We start from the raw sequence: 18,847 nt of genomic DNA on the forward strand, positions 1-18,847 counted from the left end.
GAGCGCCACGCTAGCGATTGTCGGCGAGCGACCTCTGACCCGATCGGGGAAGATCCGGCGGTCCAGGTAAAGAATCGGCGGTCTGGGGAGGAATCGGCGGTCTGGGGACGAATCGGCGGCTCTGAGCGGTCGAATCCTCCCCACAGAGCGCCCCGCGGCGGCGGATCGCCCGCGGCTACTCCAGTCGGAGACTGACCGCGACCGTCCCCGGCGAGCGCCACGTGAGGTAGAGCCGTGTCCCGCCGAGGGCGTCGGTGCCGCCGAGGAAGGTGTAGACCTCACCCGGCCGGTACAGGGCCGGGCGGTCCGGCCCGCTGCCGAGACCCGGGCCGACGACGAGCGCCTGCCCGCCCTGGACGTACCGCGCAAGGCCGTCGACGAGCTCGTACCGGCCGTCGCCGCGATCCTCGGCGCCGGTGAGCTCCCCGCCGGGAGCGAGGGCGAGCTCGAGGGCGTGGCCGGTGGCCGGAGCGTCCGTGGTCACGGTGAGATCGGCGCCGTCGTCGCGGAGGTCGACCGTCACGCTGGTGGTGAGGGTGACGACGTCGCGCGCGCGCCGGGAGAAGCTCATCGCCGCGGCGAAGCGGCCCTCGTGCTCGAGGGCGTAGCGGCCGGCGGGATCGAGCGCGGGGCCGGCGAGCGGCTGGTAGTACGCGGCGGAGACCTCCTCGTGCAGGACGACCCGGTCGCCGTCGACGTCCATGGTCGAGGCCCGGAAGGGGCCGAGGCCGAAGAAGTCGCGCGAGAGCCGGACGGACTCGACACCGGTCCCACCGAGCCGGGCCCGGAGGAACGTGGGGTTGCACGCCAGCCCGGACGCGACACGGCCGATCGCCGGGACGTCGGAGCCGCCGTAGACGGTGAGCCGGGCGCCGCCGCGACGTTGGTCCACGAGGAGCCGGGCGTCCCGGAGGTGCCGGCGCGCGGGCGCGTCCGGCGCCGTGCCGCCGAGCCCTGGGCCGTCACCCGCCGCGGCCGGGGGCGCCAGGCGGTCCGGGGCGGCGTCGGCGGCCAGGACGGCACCTGTGCCCGGGAGCGGGCCGGCCAGATCGGGCTCGGTCAGCTGCTGGACGAGCAGGTCGACGGCGTCGAGCTCGGGGGCCTCGGCGGCGCGCCGGGCCCCGCGCCCGCACCGGGCGCACGCGTGCCGGACGGCGGCGCGGCGCAGCTGCCCGGCGAACGGGCCGAGCGGGTAGGGGCCGTTCTGGTCCTGCCGGCGCGACTGGACGGTCTCGACGTTCCCACGGTCGTCGGTGAGGTCGAGCTGGGTGTGGAGGCTGCGGTGGACGACCTCGTGCAGGTCGGGCCGGTCGAGGACGTCGGCGAGCGTGGTGAGGGAGTGGTTGGAGACGAACGCGGCGTAGTTGGGGCTGCGCTCGGAGTACAGGCCGTCGTCGTCGACGTCGACCCCCTCCGCGAGCCAGGTGCGGGCCCGGTCGAGGAGCGCGTCGTCGCCGAGCAGGGCGCCGGTGCGAGCCAGGGCCCCGCCGAGCTCCCACCGGTGGTTGGGCGTGTGGACCCCGCCGACGACGAGTGCACCGGCCGCCGCCTCGAGCACGGCCGTGAGCCGGTCGTGCAGCTCGCGCAGTTCTGGATCGTCGCCGTACCCGCGCACGCGCAGCAGCCGGGTGACGGCCGCGACGTCGGTGATGGTGAAGGCCGAGTCGGGCGGTGACGCGAGGTTGTCGCCGGAGGAGAACAGCCCGCTCGGCGCCTGGAGCGCCTCGAGGTCGGCGAGCCACTCCCGCGCCCGGGCGACGACGGCGGCGTCGCCGTGCCACCGCGAGCCCGGGTGCAGGACGCCCACGACGGCGGCCTTGACCATGGCCATGACGCCGCGGTGGCCGCGCGCCCGGGCGGCGGGCTCGAGGGTGCCGTCGAGGAGCCCGGCGGTCTCGTCGTCGGCCGCGGCCAGAAGGGCGCACACCGCCGCGGTGTCGACGGCGTCGTCGGTGCGTTCACCCATGCGCCGGGTCAGTCCTTGAGGCCGGAGTTGATGTCGGCGCTCATGATCTGTCGCTGGAAGATCGCGAACAGGATGATCATCGGGATGAGCGAGATGACCGAGGCCGAGAGCAGCACCGACCAGTCGATGTTGTCCGCGCCGACGATGCTGCGCAGCGCCACCTGGAGGGTGTACCGGTCCGGGTCGCGCAGGATGAGCAGCGGCCAGATGTAGTCGTTCCAGCGCCACTGGAAGGAGAAGATCGCCAGCACCACCATCATCGGCTTGGCCAGCGGCAGCATGATCCGCAGAAACAGCCCGATCTCGCCCACGCCGTCGATCCGCGCGGCCTCCATGAGCTCGTCCGGGACGGTGGAGAAGTACTGGCGGAACATGAAGATGCCGGTCGCGGTGATGATGGACGGCACGATGATGCCGGCGAGGGTGTCGTAGAGGCCGAGGTCGCGCACGACGGCGAACGACGACGGCATGATCACCTCGGTCGGCAGCATCGTCGTGGCCAGGATGCAGATGAAGAAGATCCGCAGCCACCACGCCTTGTACTTGGCGAACGCGTACCCCGTCGCCGCCGAGACGATGACCGTCAGCACGGTGGTCACCACCGCGACGATCGTGGTGTTGAGGAAGTAGAGCTGGAAGTCGAAGCGCGACCACGCGGTGGAGTAACCGGACACCGTCCAGTTCTCCGGGAGGATCGACAGCGGTAGGCTGAACAGCTCCGAGCCCGGCTTGAACGAGCTGAGGAGGAACCACGCCACCGGGAACAGGTAGAGGGCGGCGACCACCCACAGGACGATCGTGGTGGGGATCGAGCGGACGTTTCTCATGAGAGGGCGCTCTTCCGGTCGAACCGCATCTGGATGAGGGCGACGACCACGAGGATGAGCATGAGCACCATGGAGACGGCGCTCGCGTAGCCGATGTCCGCCCGCTCGAAGCCGGTGCGGTAGATGTACTGGACCATGAGCATGTTCTCCGTGCCCGGGCCGCCGCCGTTGAGGGCCTGGATCATGGCGAACTCCTTCATCGCGCCGATGGTCGTCAGCAGGATGACGAGGAAGGACGTCGGGGCCAGCAGGGGCAGCTGGATCTTGAAGAACCGCTGCGCCGGGCTCGCGCCGTCGATCTCCGCGGCCTCGAGGTAGGAGCGCGGGATGTTCCGGATCGCCGCGATGAACAGCAGCATGTTGAACGCGGTGGATGCCCACGTGCCGGCGATGACGACGACGAGCAGGCCCAGCGTCCCGTCGGTCTGCCAGGCCACCGAGGAGCCACCGAGCTGGGTGATGACGTGGTTGACGAAGCCGAAGTTCTCCCCGAACAGCCACCGCCACACCACGCCGGTGACGATCGGCGAGAGGAGCCACGGCAGGAAGAACACGACCCGGGCGATCGACTTGCCCTTCGCCGTCTTGCTCGTGAGCAGCACGGCGACGGCGAGGGAGACGACGTAGTGGGCCGGCACCGCGAGGGCGGTGTAGAGGAAGGTGCGCCCCAGGGCCCGGTAGAAGTCGTCGTCGCCGACGAGCTCGCGGTAGTTCTCCGTGCCGATGAAGTTCAGGTCGCCCACGCCGCGGTAGTCGGTGAAGGAGTACAGCAGCCCCAGCGCCCCGGGCCAGAGGAAGAACAGGATGAAGAGCACGACCGCGGCCGAGATGAAGATCAGGGGTGCCAGCCGGTGCTGCCGCCGGCCGCGGCGCGCGGGGAGCGGGCCGATGTCGGCGACGGGGCCGCCACGGTCCGAGGCCTCCCTCGGCGTGGTCAGTGCGGTCATGGTCGGGTCCTTCGCTCGCGCGGACGGTCGGCGGGTGGGGACGGGCCGTCCCGGCCCGGGGGCAGCGCCGGGGCCGGCCGCGGACGGCCGGCCCCGGCGGGATGCTACGGGAGCTCGCCCAGCTGGTCGGTCAGCAGCGCGTTGATGTTCTCGATCGTGGTGTCCACGTCCTGCTCGCCGTTGAGGTACTTCACGGTCTCGTCGCGGACCGGGTCACCCTCGGTGGCGCGGCCGAGGATCTCGTAGGCGAGGTCGCGACGCTTGATCTCGCCGGCGATCGGGTCGGAGGAGGAGATCTCCTCGTTGTAGAGCTCGAACGCGTCGGCATGCTCGGCGTAGGTGACCTCGAGGCCGTCGATCGCGGGCAGGAAGCCCGAGGTCTCGGACAGCTCGCGGTAGTTCTCCGGCTCGTATAGCCACTCGACGAAGTCGTAGGCGGCCTGCTCCTGGCCGGTGCCCTCGAAGACGACGACCGACGCGGCGTTGCCGAAGTTGGTCGAGCGGACCGGCTGCGCGGGCAGGCGGACCGAGGCCCACTCGAAGTCGGCGATGTTCTCGGCGAAGTCGGCGATCTGCCAGGAGCCGGAGTAGTAGGACACGACGTCGCCGCTCTTGAACAGGGCGTTGCCGTCGGCGTCGCTCAGCCACACCGAGCGCGGCATGAAGGAGTCGTCGTTGAGGGAGTTGAAGTACTCCAGCGCCTCCTTGGTGGCGTCGTTGGTGGAGAACTCCCCGTTCTCGTCCGCCTGGAAGTACTCCGAGCCGAACTCGTACAGGAAGGCCTTGAGCCGGTGCGAGGACCGGTCCATGACCATGCCGTACGTGGTGTCGGTCTTCTCCTGGACCTCCTTGACGGCGGCGACGTACTCGTCCCACGTCCAGATGTCGTCCGCGGAGGTCGGGTACTCGACGCCGGCCTCGTCGAAGAGGGACTTGTTGATGAACAGGCCCACGGCCGTGATGTCCGAGGGGAGGGAGAGGACCTTGCCGTCCTCGTCGATCGCGGCGAGGTCCTCGCGGATGTCGCTGCCCTCGAGGATGCCCGAGAGGTCCATGGTGATGTCGCGCCACACCGGGTCGACGCCGCCCACCCGGGCCAGGGCCGGCATGTCGTCGGCCTGTGCGGCGTTCTTGAGCTTGGTGGGCAGGTCCTCGTTGGCGAGGTCGACGATCTCGACCGTCACCCCGGTCTCCTCCTCGTACTTCTCCGCCATGTGGGCGTAGCCGCCGCCCTGGTTGGCGTCGCCGGAGAGGAAGAACTGCAACGGCTCCTCGGGGGCTGCGTCGCCGCCCTCGGTGTCGCCGCCGCCGCCGCACGCGGCCACGGCGCTGAGCAGGACGCCGGTGGCGATGGCCGCCGTGACGCGTCGCGATCTGAACATGGATCTCTCCTTTACGGGCCGCAGTCGTTGCGGCCTCTTGTCCGTGCCGCTCGTCCGTGAGCGGCTGCGCCCGGTATCCGGTCGGGCGCTCACCGTAGCACTATGTCCGAACGTATGAACATACTTTCCAGAGTGTGGGCAGGCGTGTCGGCCGGCCCGCCGTCCTCACCGGTGGGTGGGGAAGCTCATCGAGGCGTCCGAGACGGCGTCCCGGTGGGGCCAGCGGGTGGTGACCACCTTGGCCCGCGTGTAGAAGCGCACCGCCTCCGGGCCGTGGGCGTGGTGGTCACCCAGGAGTGAATCCTTCCAACCGCCGAAGGAGTAGTAGCCCACGGGCGTGGGGATGGGCACGTTGACGCCGACCATGCCCGCCTGGACCTCCCGGGTGAACTGGCGGGCGTGCTCGCCGGAGGAGGTGAAGATCGCCGCGCCGTTGCCGTACGGGGAGGAGTTCACCAGCTCGAGCGCCTCGTCCAGCGTGGCGGCGGTCATGACGACGAGCAGGGGTCCGAAGACCTCCTCGCAGTACGCGCGCATCGTGGGCGCGACGTCGGCCAGGACGGTCGGGCCGACGAAGTACCCGCCCTCGTGCCCGGGCACCGTGACGCCCCGGCCGTCGACGACGGCACGCGCGCCCCCCTCGAGGGCCTCCGTGGTCCAGTCGACGACGCGGTCGCGCGCCTCGGCGGTGATGACCGGGCCCATGTCCGTGGCGGGGTCGCTGCCGGGGCCGACCGTGATCGCCCGGGCCTCGCGCGCCAGCGCCTCGAGCAGCGGCTCCACGCTGCTGCCGACGGCGACGGCGACCGGCACGGCCATGCACCGCTCCCCCGCCGAGCCGAACGCGCCGGCGGCGATCTGGGCGGCGGCGCCGTCGATGTCGGCGTCGGGCATGACGACGGCGTGGTTGTTGGCCCCGCCGAGGGCCTGGACGCGCTTGCCGTTCGTGGTGCCGCGGGTGTGCACGTGGCGGGCGACCGCCGTCGACCCGACGAAGGACACGGCGGCGATGCCGGGGTGGTCGAGGATCGCGTCGACGGTCTCGCGGCCGCCGTGGACCACCTGGAAGACGCCGTCGGGCAGGCCGGCCTCGCGGTACAGGCGCGCGACGAGGTTCGACGCCGAGGGGTCGCGCTCGGAGGGCTTGAGGATGAAGGCGTTGCCCGCGGCGACGGCGATGGGGTGCATCCACATCGGCACCATGACGGGGAAGTTGAACGGGGTGATGCCGGCGACGACGCCGAGCGGCTGGCGCAGGGAGTGCACGTCGACGCCGGTGGAGGCGTCGGCGGAGAACTCGCCCTTGCTCGCCTGGTTCAGCGCCGTCGCAAACTCGACCGACTCGCGCCCCCGGGCGATCTCGCCGCGGGCGTCCGCCACGGTCTTGCCGTGCTCGCGGCTGATGATCTCGGCGACCTCGTCCTCGTGGCGCACGACCAGCTCGCGGAAGCGGAACATCACCTCGGTGCGCCGGGCGAGGGAGGTGCGCCCCCAGGCCTCCTGGGCGGCGGCGGCCGCGCGCACGGCCTCGTCGACGGTCCCGGCGTCGCCGAGGACCAGCCGGGCGATCACCTCGCCGGTGGCGGGGTCGTGGACCGGCTGGGTGCGTCCGGTGGTGATCTCGGCGCCGGCGATCCAGTGCCCGATCGTGGTCTCGACGCGCTCGTCGGTGGTGGTCATGGCGGGCCTTCCGTGGGGTGGGCGGGGTGGGGGGGAGCCGGCGACGGCTCAGAGGTAGGGACGCTGGGCGCGCTTGGCCTCGACGTAGCGCTGGTGTGCGTCACGCGTGCTGGCGAGCCGCGCCGTCTGGGCGACCGGGACGTCCCACCAGGAGCTCTCGGGCGGGTTGGGTCCCTGCGGGTCGGTCTCGATGTGGATGACCGTGGTGCGCTCCGAGGCGGCGGCCCGGGCGTAGGCGGCGCGGAAGTCGTCGATGCCGGCGGCCTCGATGACGTCGGCGCCGAGGCTGCGGGCGTTGGCGACGAGGTCGACCGGGTCCGGGCCGCCGTCGAGCATCCCGGTGGAGGCGTTGCGGGTGCGGTAGGAGGTGCCGAACCGCTGCGAGCCGCGCGACTCCGACAGCGCCCCGATGGAGGCGAAGCCGTGGTTCTGCAGCAGGACGACGATGATCTTGAGGTTCTCGGCCACGATCGTGGCGAGCTCCTGGGGCAGCATGAGGTAGCCGCCGTCGCCGACGATCGCGACGACCTCGCTGTCCGGGGCGGCGAGCTTCGCGCCCATCGCGGCGGGGATCTCGTAGCCCATGCACGAGTAGCCGTACTCGAGGTGGTACTGCGAGGGCGTCCGCGCCCGCCACAGGGCCTGGAGGTCCCCGGGCATGGAGCCGGCGGCGTTGATGACGATGTCGTCGTCGCCGAGGAGGTCGTTCAGCGCGCCGAAGACCTCGACCTGGGCGGGCAGCGCCCCGCCCTGCGGTGCGACGAGCGCGCGGGTGACGTCGTCCCACCCGGCGCGCACCTCGGCGACCTCGGCGGTGAGCGCGTCCGGGACCCGGTACCCGGCGAGGGCCTCTGTCAGCGCCGGCAGCGCGGCCCGGGCGTCGGCGACGACCATCTCCGCGGAGTGCTTGGCGGCGTCGAACGCGGCGACGTTGATGTTGACGAACCGCACGTCGGGGTGGCGGAACGCGGTCCGGCTGGCGGTGGTGAAGTCGGTGTAGCGGGTGCCGACGCCGATGACGACGTCGGCCTCGGCGGCGAGCGCGTTGGCCGCCGCGCTGCCGGTCGCGCCCACGCCGCCGACGGAGCACGGGTGGTCGTGGTCGATGGCGCCCTTGCCTGCCTGGGTGTCCGCGACCGGGATGCCGGTCGCGGTGGCGAGGGCGCGCAGCTCCTCGGCGGCGCCGGAGTAGACCACGCCCCCGCCGGCGACGACGAGCGGCCGGCGCGCCGAGCGGATCACCTCCGCGGCCCGGGCGAGGGCGGCGGGCTCGGGGACGGGCCGGGCCACGTGCCAGACCCGGTGGCGGAAGAACGCGACCGGCCAGTCGTAGGCCTCGGCCTGGACGTCCTGGGGCAGGCACAGCGTCACGGCGCCGGTCTCCGCGGGGTCGGTGAGGACCCGCATCGCGGCCGGCGCGGACGCGATGAGCTGCTCGGGCCGGTTGATGCGGTCCCAGTAGCGCGAGACGGGCCGGAAGGCGTCGTTGACCGAGACGTCCGGGCTGCGGGGGTCCTCGAGCTGCTGCAGAACCGGGTCCGGCGCCCGCGTGGCGAAGGTGTCCGAGGGCAGCAGGAGCACCGGGATGCGGTCGATGGTGGCCAGCGCGGCGGGGGTGACCATATTGGTCGACCCGGGTCCGATGGACGCGGTGCACGCCATGACCTGGAGCCGGTCGGCGGTGCGGGCGTAGCCGACGGCCGTGTGGACCATCGCCTGCTCGTTGCGGGCCAGGTAGTACGGGACCGTGCGCTCGCCCGGCTCGGGGTCGAGGTGGTTCTCGGCGAGGGCCTGCCCGAGCCCGGCGACGTTGCCGTGGCCGAAGATCCCCATGACGCCGGCGAGGAGGGGCCGCTCGACGCCGTCGCGCTCGGTGTGCTGGTTGGCGAGGAACCGCAGCAGGGCCTGGCCCACGGTGAGGCGGACGGTGGGCCGCTCGGCCTCGGGTGTGGTCACGGCGTCGGGCGTGGTCACGGTGCCTCCTGCGCAGGGACGGGACGGGTCATCGGCAGACGGGGGTCGACCTGCTCGCGCTCCCACGTGCCGCGTACCCAGTGGTGCGCCGGGTCGTCGGTCATGAGCCAGGCGCCGTCGTCGGCGGGGCCGGCCATGACGTTGAGGTAGTACAGGTCGTACCCCGGGGCCGCCATCGACGGGCCGTGGTAGCCGTGGGGCGTGAGGACGACGTCGCCGGCGCGCACCTCGGCGGCCAGGTCGAGCGGCCGGCCCGGCGAGCCGTAGGAGCGGTGGAAGCCGAAGCCGGGACCGCCGGGGCCGGCGGCGACGTCGAAGTAGTAGATCTCCTCGAGCTCGCGCTCGTCGCCGGTGTGCTCGTCGTGCTTGTGCGGGGGGTAGGAGGACCAGTTCCCGGCCGGGGTGAGGACCTCGCAGACGAGGAGGTGGTCGGTGCGCACGTCGTTGCCGAGGGCGTAGTTGTTGACCTGCCGGGAGGCCGCGCCCGCACCGCGCAGCTCGGTGCGCACGGCGTCCGCCCGCTGGTAGGACACGGGCAGGTCCCGGGTGGCGCGCGCCGTCGGCAGGGCCAGCCGGGCGCCGTCGGGGGCGGTGATCACGGCGGTGGTCCGGCGCGGCAGGTAGAGGAAGTCGGTGACGGCGGTGAAGACGTCGGGGCGGCCGATGAGCTCGAGGCGGGCGGCGTCGGCGCCGTCGGGAACCCTGCCGTCGCGAGCCCCAACGCCGTGAGCCCCACCGCCGGGCGCCTCGAGCACCTCGACGACGCACCCGCCGGCGAGGGGCAGGACGAGCAGCTCGTCGTCCCCGGTGCCGAGCTCGTGGCTCTCCCCCGGCGCCAGCTCGAGGACCTTGAGACCGCTGAAGGCCCACCCGGCCCGCTCGGGGGTGACGTCCACCGAGTAGGGCCCGTGGCCGGTGCTCCCGGCGCGCAGGAGGATCTCACTCACGGTCACCTCATGACCTCCACGGCGGCGTCGACGGCGCCGGCGACGTCGTCACCGGGCGGGTAGAGCAGGGACCGGCCGATGACCAGGCCTCTCACCGACGGGATGGCCAGCGCGCGGGCCCAGCCCGCGCGGGCGGCGTCGGCGTCGGGGTCGACGTCGCCGCCGAGGACGAGGGCCGGCAGCGTCGAGGCGGCCATGACGCGCTCCATGTCCGCCACGACGGGCAGCTTGAGCCACGTGTACGCCGAGGTCCGGCCCAGGCCCGACGCGATCGCGATCGAGGTGATGACGGCCTCGGGCCTGAGGTCGTTGACGACCCGCCCGCGGGGGTCGCGCCGGGAGATGAACGGCTCGACCATGGCGGTGACCCCGGCCTCGGCGAGGGTGTCGACGGCGTGCGCGGCGGCCTCGAGGGTGCGCGCGGTGGCCGGGTCGGCCGGGTCGATGCGCAGGAGCATCTTGCCGCCGTCGAGGCCCGAGCCGACGACGCCGCGGGCGTCGTAGCCGGTGAAGCGGTCGTCGATCTCGAACGAGGCGCCGGCCAGGCCGCCGCGGTTCATCGAGCCGTAGACGAGCTTGCCGTCCAGCGCCCCGAGGAGGGTGAGGTCCTCGACGAGGTCGGCGGTGCCGAGGAAGCCGTGCACGCCGGGCCGGGCGAGGGCCTCGACGCAGCGGCGCAGCAGGTCGCGCCGGTCCGCCATCGCGGCGGGGTCCGGGCCGGCGGCCAGCGCCCCGCGGGCCGGGTGGTCCGCGGCGATGACCATGAGCTTCTCCCCCGCCGGGACCCGACCGCGCGGGCGCTCGCGCAGCGCCGCGGCGATGCGTCCGGGGTCGGTGGACCGGATCCGCAGGATCTCGGCCAGCTCGGCCGCCAGGGTGGCCTCGGTGGTGGTCATCGGGCGCCCGTCCGGGCCCCGTTGAGCTCGGCCACCGGGGTGCCGGCGAGGACGGCCTCGAGCTCGGCGGCGGTGGGCATGGCGGTGGAGCACTCCAGGCGGGAGGCGACGATCGCCCCGGCCGCGCTGGCGGCCTCGATGGTGCGCCGTAGGGACCAGCCCGACAGGAGCCCGTGGACGAGCGAGCCGCCGAACGCGTCGCCCGCGCCGAGGCCGTTGAAGGTGGTCACGGGCGTGGGCGGCACCTCGACCCGCTCCTCGCGGGTCTTCGCGAGCGTCCCGGCCGGTCCCTGCTTGACGACGGCGAGCTCGACGCCCGCCTCGAGCAGGGCGTCCGCCGCGCGCTCGGGGTCACGCTCGCCGACGGCGACCTCGCACTCCTCGCGGTTGCCGACCGCGACCGTCACGCCGGCGAGCGCGGCGCGGACCTGCTCACGGGCCTGGAGCGGCGACGCCCAGAACATCGGGCGGTAGTCCAGGTCGAGCACGGTGTGCCGGGCCCGGCCGCGAACGGCGAGGGCGGCGTGGTGCGCCGAGCGGCTCGGCTCCTCCGAGAGCCCCGTGCCGGAGAGCCAGAGCAGCCGGGCCTCGCGGACGACGTCGACGGGCACGTCCTCGGGGCGGATCTGCATGTCGGGGGCGGAGGGGCGCCGGTAGAAGTACAGGGGGAAGTCGTCGGGCGGGAAGATCTCGCAGAACGTCACCGGGGTGGCGTACTCGGACGAGGTGACGACGTGGGCGTCGTCGACCCCGAGCCGGCGCATCTCCCGGCGGACGTAGCGACCGAACGGGTCGTCGCCCACCCCGGTGAGGATGGCGGCGCTGCTCCCGAGCCGGGCGGAGGCCACGGCGACGTTCATCGGGCTCCCGCCGAGGTACTTGCCGAAGCTGGTGACGTCCTCCAGCCCCACGCCGGTCTGCAGGGGATAGATGTCGACACCGCTCCGGCCGACCGTCAGGACGTCGATCCCCACCGCGGCACCTCCTCGTCCTCGCGGTCCGTGCCGCATCGTCACGTCGCCGCAGGGCCGGGCGGCTCCGGCGGCGTCAGGGGAACTCTGCCCTGACAAGGGCACCGAAGTCAAACTTTGTCCTGACATGCTGTGAGCGCCGTTGTGGGCCGAGATCGGCAGCACCGCAGCCGCCCGGCGTCGTCCGACGCCGGTCACCACGACCTCACATGGTCCGCTCAGAACAGGTACGATCCTCCTAATGTCCGGACACAAAGCCGTGTCCGATCCGTCCGACGAAGAACCGGGGCCCATGTCTGACAAGGGGACGCAGCTGCACATCGAGCTGGACCGCACGAGCCCGGTGCCGCTCTACCACCAGATGGCCAAGGCCATCGAGCGCAGCATCGAGTCCGGCCAGCTCGCCCCCGGCGAGCGGCTGGAGAACGAGATCGCGCTGGCGGACCGGCTGCGCGTCTCCCGGCCCACGGCCCGGCGGGCCCTGCAGGAGGTGGTGGACCTGGGGATGCTCGTGCGCCGTCGTGGCGTGGGCACCCAGGTGGCGCCCGTGCGGGTGCGCCGGAAGGTCGAGCACACGAGCCTCTACGACGACCTCGCCAACGCGGGGCGCCACCCCAGCACCTCGGTGCTGGAGTACAGCGTGGGCGCTGCGACGCCGGAGGTCGCGGCGGCGCTGGAGCTGCCCGCCGACTCCCAGGTCGTCACCGTGCGCCGGCTGCGCTTCGCCGACGGCGAGCCGCTGGCGCTCATGACCAACCACCTCCCGCGCGAGATCGCCCCGACCTACGACGAGCTCGCGGACGTGGGGCTGTACGCCGCGCTGCGCTCCCAGGGCGTGGAGATCCACCTCGCGCGCCAGCAGATCGGGGCGCGCGCCGCGACGGCCGCGGAGTCGCGGGTCCTCGGGGAGAAGCCGCGCGCGGCGCTGCTCACCATGGAGCGCACCGCCTACGACCCGGCCGGGCGCCCGATCGAGCACGGGGTGCACCTCTACCGCGCCTCCCGCTACAGCTTCGCGACGACCCTCTTCGCGCCGTAAGGGCGCATCAGGCGTCCGCGGCGTCTCGCGGCGCGAGGTCGTCGTCCCGCGTCGCGCGGTCATCGTCCCGGCGCTGCGGCGCGCCGTGGCCGTCCTCGCGCCGCGGCCCGCCGTCGTCGTCCCGGCCGATGCCCGCGAGCGCTGCCGTGAAGCTGGGCGAGGACTCCAGGACCCGGATGTCCGCGGGCATGGAGATGTCGGCGTCGCTCAGCGCCCGGACGACGGCGGCGATCACCTGGTCCTGCGCCTCGAGCGTCTCGAGCTGCCGGGCGCCCGACCAGAACCGCAGCTCGATGTTGATCGTCGAGGCACCGAGCTCGGTGATCAGCGCCTGGGGCGGCGGGTCGTCGGCCACCGTGCTCAGGCCGTCGACCGCCGCGAGCGCGAGGGTCCGCGCCCGCTCCAGGTCGGCGTCGTAGGCCACCCCGACGACCACCGACGTGCGCACCTTCTCGTAGCCCGTCTGGACCGTGAGGACGCCGCTGCTCATCGTGGCGTTGGGGATGAGGACGCGCCGGCCGTCGAAGGTGCGCACGACCGTCTCGCGGAGGTTGATCTCGACGACGGTCCCGCGCACGTCCCCGATGGCGATCTGGTCGCCGGCCCGGAACGGTTCCCGGCTGATGAGCAGGACCCCGGCGAAGAGGTTGCCGAGCACCTCCTGGAACGCGATGCCGGCGGCGATCGAGATCACGCCGAGCCCGCCGAGGATGTTGATCGGCTGCACGCTGGGGAACGCGACCGTCAGGCCGGCGCCGATCGCGAGGGCGAGCAGCAGCCAGCCGGCCATGGCCGAGAAGACCGCGGTGAAGCTCGGGCTGCGACCGCGCCAGCGCCAGTACCGCTGGAGGCCCGCACGCAGGACCCGGGAGAGGAGGTACCCGGCCAGCACCGTCAGCGCGCCGACGCCGAGCTGCCCGGGCTCGATGTCGGGCAGGTTCCAGCCGGCGGCGGTCGGGGCTCTCACCTGCCCCATCATGCAGCGCACCGGAGCCCGGCGCCGCTGGGGGCGGGCCGCCGGCCGACCGGGCACCTCCGCGGGGCACCCGCCGCAAGTCGACCGCAAGTGCCGCGCAAGCGCTGCTCGCGATGGTGGTGACGTCAACCGGACACCACCGACGAAGGAACCACCGTGACCATCGACCTGCTCTCCCCCACCACGCTTCGCACCGCCGGCACCGGCGCCCTGCACCTGCCCGGCGACCCCGGGTACGACGCGGCCCGGCTCGCGTGGAGCTGCGGCGTGGACCAGCGCCCGGCCGCCGTCGCCACCCCCACCAGCGCTGCCGAGGTCGCCGCCGTCGTGCGGGCGGCCCGCGCCGCCGGACTGCAGGTCGCCCCGCAGAGCACCGGCCACAACCCGGGCCCGCTCGCCGCCCAGGGCCTCGACGACGTCGTCCTCGTCCGCACCGGCGCGATGAACGACGTGCAGGTCGACCCCGACCGGCTCACCGCCCGCGTGGGCGGCGGCACCGTGTGGCTCCCGGCCGTGGAGGCCGCGGCCGCCCACGGCCTGGCCACGCTGCACGGCTCCTCCCCCGACGTCGGGATCGCCGGGTACTCCCTCGGCGGCGGCCTCGGCTGGTACGCCCGCAAGCTCGGGCTCGCCGCGAACAGCCTCACCGCGGTCGAGCTCGTCACCGCCGACGGCGCGCTCGTGCGCACCGACGCCCAGCACGACCCCGACCTGTTCTGGGCGCTGCGCGGGGGCGGCGGCGGGTTCGGCGTCGTCACGGCGCTCGAGTTCGGGCTGTACCCGATCGCCACCGCCTACGCGGGCTTCCTGCTGTGGGACGCCGCCGACGCCGAGCAGGTCCTGCGCACCTGGTCCGCCTGGGCTCCGGGAGCCCCCGACGAGGTCACCACCGCCTTCCGGATGATGAAGCTCCCGCCGCTGCCGGAGCTGCCGGACTTCCTGCGCGGCCGGCACATCGCCATCATCGACGGCGCGGTGCTCGGCACCGACGAGCGGGCCCGCGCGATCCTCGGCGAGCTGCGGGCGCTGCGCCCGGAGGTCGACACGTTCGCCCGGGTGCCGGCAGCCTCGCTCGCCCGGCTGCACATGGACCCGGAGGAGCCCACGCCGCTCGTCTCGGGCACCGCGATGCTCGGTTCCTTCCCCGACGCCGCGGTGGACGCCTTCCTCGCCGAGGTCGGTCCGGGCTCCACCTCGAGCCTCATGATGGCCGAGCTGCGCCAGCTCGGCGGGGCCGTCGGCCGGCGGCACGAGGGCGGTGGCGCGCTCGACCGGTTCGTCGGGGACTTCCTCGCCTTCGGCGGCGGGCTCGCCGCGACGCCGGAGATGGCCGCCGCGGGGCAGGCGGACGCGGACGCGTTGATGTCTGCCCTGGCCGGATGGGCGAACGGGCGCAACTACCTCAACTTCGCCGAGGACGCCATCGACCCGCGCACCGGGTACGACGTCGAGGCGTGGCATCGCCTCACCGCGATCCGCTCCGTGGTGGACCCGGACGAGCTCTTCGTGCCCAACCACCCGATCGGCCGGGCCGTGGAGGACGACGTCCTCGTGTGAGGCGAGCTGCACCGAGCTGCACCGCGCACCGCGCACCGCGCACCGCGCACCGCGCAGAAGACTCCGTCAGGCACCGCCTGGGTGAATTCTCGTGGTGGTTGCAACACTGCTGGTCAGGTGGCCTCGGTGAGGAACTTGTCCATGGCTTCGGCCGGTGTTCGCCACTGTAGGCGTTTGCGTGGTCGGGCGTTGAGCTTGGCGGCGATGTAGTCGAGGTAGTCGGGCGGGAAGACCGAGAGGTCGCCGCCCTTGGGGAAGTACTGGCGCAGCAGGCCGTTGGTGTTCTCGTTCGTCCCGCGCTGCCACGGCGAGTGGGGGTCGCAGAAGTAGATCTGCAGCCCCGTCTCGGCGGTGACGAGCTCGTGCTTGGACATCTCGATGCCCTGGTCCCAGGTCAGGGAGGCCCGCAGCGCCTTGGGCAGGGTCTGGATCTTGGCCGCCAGGGCGCTGGCAACGGTCGGTGCCGCGTGGTTCACGGGTAGGTGCAGCAGCATGGTGAACCCGGTCGTGCGCTCGACGAGCGTGCCGATCGCGGAGCCGTTGTCGTGGCCGACGATCAGGTCGCCCTCCCAGTGCCCGGGCACGGCCCGGTCCGCCGCCTCGGGCGGTCGGGCGCTGATGTGGATGTCCTCGGTGATGAAGGACCGGTTGGTGCGCCCGTCGAGGCGCTTGCGTGGTTGACGCAGGTACCGGCCGGTGCGCAGGTGTTTGGTCAGCTCACGGGTCAGCGCGCCGTGGGTCTGGAGATAGAGCGAGCGGTAGACCGCCTCGTGGCCGATGCGCATGGACTCATCCTCAGGGAAGTCCACGCGCAGGCGGTGACTGATCTGCTCCGGGGAGAAGTCCTCGGCCAGCTTGGCCTGGACGTAGGCGCGCAGCGCCTCGTTCGTCTCGACCTTCGACGGCTTGGGCCGCCGGGCCCGCTCCGCGGCCTTGGCGTGGGCGCGAGAGGCGCGGTAGCCGGTCTGCCGGGCGCCGACGTTACGAGCCAGCTCGCGGGTGATCGTCGAGGGGGAACGGCCCAGGAGCAGACCGATCCCTCGGGCCGAGACACCGCCGGCGTGCTCGAGGGAGATGACCTCCCGCTCCTCGAAGGAGAGGTAGCGGCCCGTGGGGTCTGCCAGCGACATCGGTGCCATTCCGCCAGCATCACGGAACCACCGGTGCGCCAACGTCAGGCTCGCCCCGACCGCCTCCCCGGCCGCCGCCGTCGAGACACCCCCGGCCACCAAACGCCAGAACTCCCGCTGCACCTCACGACGGACCGGAGGACGACAACCCATACGACACCTCGATTCTCAAGGTGTTGCATCCACCACGAGAACCCACCCTGACGGAGTCTTCTGCGTGTGGGCGAGCGGCGGCGACGGACGGGCGGAGGATGAGGCCGGCGCGCCCCTGGCCAGGACCTTCGGGCCTGTCCGGAACCCGGGGCCGGCGGAAGAGTGGACCGGACGACGACCGGACGGACAACCATGAGCGCCGCAAGCACCGCCCCGACCGAGGTGCCGGCGGGCTACCGCCTGCACACCACGCTGGACCTCAAGGAGGACCGGCGCGCCGCGGCCGTCATCCGGGTCGGCTTCGCGGCCGCCGTCGCCGGTCTCGTCGCGGCTGCCTTCCTGCTCGACCTCCCGCTCGACGGCTCCTGGCACCCGGCCGTCGTCGCCGCGATCACCGTGGTGGCCTGCGTCGTCTACATGGTGGTGCACGAGGCCACGCACGGCGCGGTGCTCTGGTGGCTGACGAAGGTCCGCCCCACGTTCGCCGTCCGCCTGCCCTACCTCGTCACGGGGAGCCCGGCGCTGATCTCGCGGCGCCAGGCGATCGCCGTCGCACTGGCCCCGGTGGTGCTCTGGGGCCTGGTGCTGCTGACGTTGCTGCGGGACCTCCCGTCGGGGCTGTTCCTCACCGTCTACGTGGTCCTGGTCCTCAACGTCGCCGGCTCGGCCGGCGACGCGCTGCAGGCCCATGCCTTTGCGCGCGTGCCCGCCGACGCGCTCGTCCGCGACGACGGCCGCGTGACCACGGTCTACCTGCCGGACCGCTGACCTGCGGGAGCGCCGCAAGCCGCGCAGTCGGCCCACCCACACCCGGGGAAGACGGCGGAACCGCCCCGCAAACTCCCCCAAAATGGGGCATTGACCGTCACTCGGCCCCGCGAGCAGAATCGCGCTCACCGCGGGGGCGTTGAGCGTGCCACTTCCATCCATGACCCGTCCGCGGCACGCGAGCCCATCGAGCCGCGGACGGAGGTAGAACATGCTCAGGTCTCGTCCGGCTCTGCTCGGCGTCGCGGCCACCTGCCTCGTCGCCCCCCTGTTCGTCGCCACGTCGAGCTCCGCCCACAAGGGCGATGACGGGCTCGACTACGAGGTCGACGACCTCACCACCGTCGCCACCGGCCTTGCCAGCCCGCGCGGCCTCGACGTCGCCAGGAACGGCGACGTCTACGTCGCCCTCGCGGGCCGCGGCGCAGCCGACCCCGGGGCACCCGACGCGGCCTGCATCGAGCACCCCGAGTTCGGCACCATCTGCCTCGGTGACACCGGCGGCATCGGCAGGCTCGACGTCGCCGGGCACCGCGTCAAGGGCTTCGAGATGGTCGCCGAGCACCTCCCCTCGCTCGCCGGTCCCACCGGCTTCGAGGCGATCGGCCCCAGCGACGTCTCCTTCGACGAGCGGGGCCGCCTCTTCGCCACCATCGGCCTGGGCGCCGACCCGGCCATCCTCGAGGACGGCGGACCTCTCTTCGGGCTCCCCGGCTCGGAGCTGCTCGCCTCCGTGGTCACGGTCGACCGGCGCGGCGACGTCGAGCAGGTGGCGGACATCGGCGAGTTCGAGGCGACCGACCCCGACGGCCGCGGGCCGGACACCAACCCGCACTCGCTCGTCGCGAGCAGGCACGGCCACGTCGTCGCCGACGCCGGCGGCAACACGCTGCTGAGCGTGAAGGACGGCATGGTCGACGACCTCGTGATCTTCCCGGACGAGGACGAGGTTCAGAACCCGTTCGCCCCGCCCGGGGTCATGGTCGCCCCGCAGCCCGTACCGAACGCCGTCGTCAAGGGCCCGGACGGCGCCCTCTACGTCGGCCAGCTCACCGGCTTCCCCTTCGTGCCGGGGACGGCGACGGTCTGGCGGATCGTGCCGGGCCAGGCCCCGGAGGTCTACGCCGACGGCTTCACGAACATCATCGACCTGGCCTTCACCGACGACGGCGACCTGCTGGTCCTGCAGATCAGCCGGGCCGGCCTGCTCACCTCCTTCGGCACCGGTGACTTCACCGGCGCGCTGCACGTCGTCGACAAGGACGACACCTCGGTGCGTCAGGAGCTCCTCGTCGACGGCAACGGCGACCCGCTGACGAAGGACGGCATGTCCGTCCTCTTCGCGCCGGGCGGCATCACGGTCGATGACGACACCGTGTACGTCTCCACCCAGACGGTCTCCGGGACCGACGGCTCGATCCTGCGGTTCGAGCTCGACGACTGACCGCGCTCCACCGACCACCGCGCCAGGGTCCCCGACCTGCCGGCGACCTCAGCTCCGCCCCGCCGCGATCGCCGCGGCGGGGTGGAGCCGTGTCCGGGCGGCCACGCGCCGCCGGCGGGACGAAACCTTTACGCGTCGGGTGTGGGGTCGGTAGTGTCCGATTCGTGGCGGGGGCCACACCGGTCGACGC

At 73.0% G+C, this 18,847-nt stretch carries 15 protein-coding genes; 4 read left to right on the forward strand and 11 right to left on the reverse strand.

Going from position 1 to position 18,847, the window contains the following annotated elements:
* Window positions 1-175 precede the first annotated feature (175 nt).
* The 9 genes from EDD32_RS18250 to iolC all read right to left on the reverse strand — a co-directional run bounded on the left by EDD32_RS18250 (window position 176) and on the right by iolC (window position 11,629).
* Window positions 176-1,966, reverse strand: coding sequence for a hypothetical protein (locus EDD32_RS18250; RefSeq protein WP_123919826.1), 1,791 nt, complete (start codon window positions 1,964-1,966; stop codon window positions 176-178).
* 8 nt (window positions 1,967-1,974) lie between these two features.
* Entirely contained in the window at window positions 1,975-2,793 is an 819-nt protein-coding gene (locus EDD32_RS18255) for a carbohydrate ABC transporter permease (protein WP_123919828.1), read from the reverse strand.
* Window positions 2,790-3,740 carry a carbohydrate ABC transporter permease gene (locus EDD32_RS18260; protein WP_123919830.1) on the reverse strand — a complete coding sequence of 317 codons (951 nt, stop codon included), beginning with the start codon at window positions 3,738-3,740 and terminating at the stop codon, window positions 2,790-2,792. The genes EDD32_RS18255 and EDD32_RS18260 overlap by 4 nt, the downstream gene beginning before the upstream one ends.
* Window positions 3,741-3,844: 104 nt before the next feature.
* Complete coding sequence (locus tag EDD32_RS18265) at window positions 3,845-5,122, reverse strand: ABC transporter substrate-binding protein (protein ID WP_123919832.1); 1,278 nt, start codon at window positions 5,120-5,122, stop codon at window positions 3,845-3,847.
* Between the two features lie 165 nt (window positions 5,123-5,287).
* Window positions 5,288-6,802 (reverse strand): CoA-acylating methylmalonate-semialdehyde dehydrogenase, encoded by a 1,515-nt coding sequence (locus EDD32_RS18270; protein WP_123919834.1) that lies wholly within the window; start codon window positions 6,800-6,802, stop codon window positions 5,288-5,290.
* 48 nt (window positions 6,803-6,850) lie between these two features.
* The gene (gene iolD, locus EDD32_RS18275; RefSeq protein ID WP_246006218.1) at window positions 6,851-8,776 is read right to left on the reverse strand and encodes a 3D-(3,5/4)-trihydroxycyclohexane-1,2-dione acylhydrolase (decyclizing); all 1,926 of its coding nucleotides are present in this window, start codon (window positions 8,774-8,776) and stop codon (window positions 6,851-6,853) included.
* The gene (iolB, locus tag EDD32_RS18280; protein ID WP_123919836.1) at window positions 8,773-9,729 is read right to left on the reverse strand and encodes a 5-deoxy-glucuronate isomerase; all 957 of its coding nucleotides are present in this window, start codon (window positions 9,727-9,729) and stop codon (window positions 8,773-8,775) included. Before iolB ends, iolD begins: the two co-directional genes overlap by 4 nt.
* On the reverse strand, window positions 9,726-10,619 hold the full coding sequence (locus EDD32_RS18285) for a Cgl0159 family (beta/alpha)8-fold protein (RefSeq protein ID WP_123919838.1): 894 nt from the start codon (window positions 10,617-10,619) through the stop codon (window positions 9,726-9,728). The genes iolB and EDD32_RS18285 overlap by 4 nt, the downstream gene beginning before the upstream one ends.
* Window positions 10,616-11,629, reverse strand: coding sequence for a 5-dehydro-2-deoxygluconokinase (gene iolC, locus EDD32_RS18290; RefSeq protein ID WP_123919840.1), 1,014 nt, complete (start codon window positions 11,627-11,629; stop codon window positions 10,616-10,618). Before iolC ends, EDD32_RS18285 begins: the two co-directional genes overlap by 4 nt.
* A 253-nt stretch (window positions 11,630-11,882) precedes the next feature.
* Between iolC and EDD32_RS18295 the strand changes: the two genes are divergently transcribed.
* Window positions 11,883-12,629 (forward strand): GntR family transcriptional regulator, encoded by a 747-nt coding sequence (locus EDD32_RS18295; protein ID WP_123919842.1) that lies wholly within the window; start codon window positions 11,883-11,885, stop codon window positions 12,627-12,629.
* Window positions 12,630-12,636: 7 nt separating this feature from the next.
* On the opposite strand, the gene EDD32_RS18300 is transcribed toward EDD32_RS18295, so the two are convergent.
* Window positions 12,637-13,596 carry a mechanosensitive ion channel family protein gene (locus EDD32_RS18300; protein WP_246006219.1) on the reverse strand — a complete coding sequence of 320 codons (960 nt, stop codon included), beginning with the start codon at window positions 13,594-13,596 and terminating at the stop codon, window positions 12,637-12,639.
* 165 nt (window positions 13,597-13,761) lie between these two features.
* Between EDD32_RS18300 and EDD32_RS18305 the strand changes: the two genes are divergently transcribed.
* A complete protein-coding gene (locus tag EDD32_RS18305; RefSeq protein WP_123919844.1) occupies window positions 13,762-15,162 on the forward strand; it encodes an FAD-binding oxidoreductase in 1,401 nt (466 codons plus the stop codon).
* 113 nt (window positions 15,163-15,275) lie between these two features.
* Here the strand turns inward: EDD32_RS18305 and EDD32_RS18310 are convergent, their stop codons facing one another.
* Window positions 15,276-16,445, reverse strand: a complete 1,170-nt coding sequence (locus tag EDD32_RS18310; RefSeq protein WP_425459492.1) for an IS30 family transposase — start codon at window positions 16,443-16,445, stop codon at window positions 15,276-15,278.
* A 192-nt stretch (window positions 16,446-16,637) separates the two neighbouring features.
* On the opposite strand from EDD32_RS18310, the gene EDD32_RS18315 reads away from it, so the two are divergent.
* Window positions 16,638-17,213: a DUF3267 domain-containing protein gene (locus EDD32_RS18315; RefSeq protein WP_123919848.1), complete on the forward strand. Its 576-nt coding sequence runs from the start codon at window positions 16,638-16,640 to the stop codon at window positions 17,211-17,213.
* Window positions 17,214-17,424: 211 nt separating this feature from the next.
* On the forward strand, window positions 17,425-18,657 hold the full coding sequence (locus EDD32_RS18320) for a ScyD/ScyE family protein (protein ID WP_123919850.1): 1,233 nt from the start codon (window positions 17,425-17,427) through the stop codon (window positions 18,655-18,657).
* Window positions 18,658-18,847 lie beyond the last annotated feature (190 nt).

The sequence above is a fragment of the Georgenia muralis genome (genome assembly GCF_003814705.1).
Taxonomy (GTDB): domain Bacteria; phylum Actinomycetota; class Actinomycetes; order Actinomycetales; family Actinomycetaceae; genus Georgenia; species Georgenia muralis.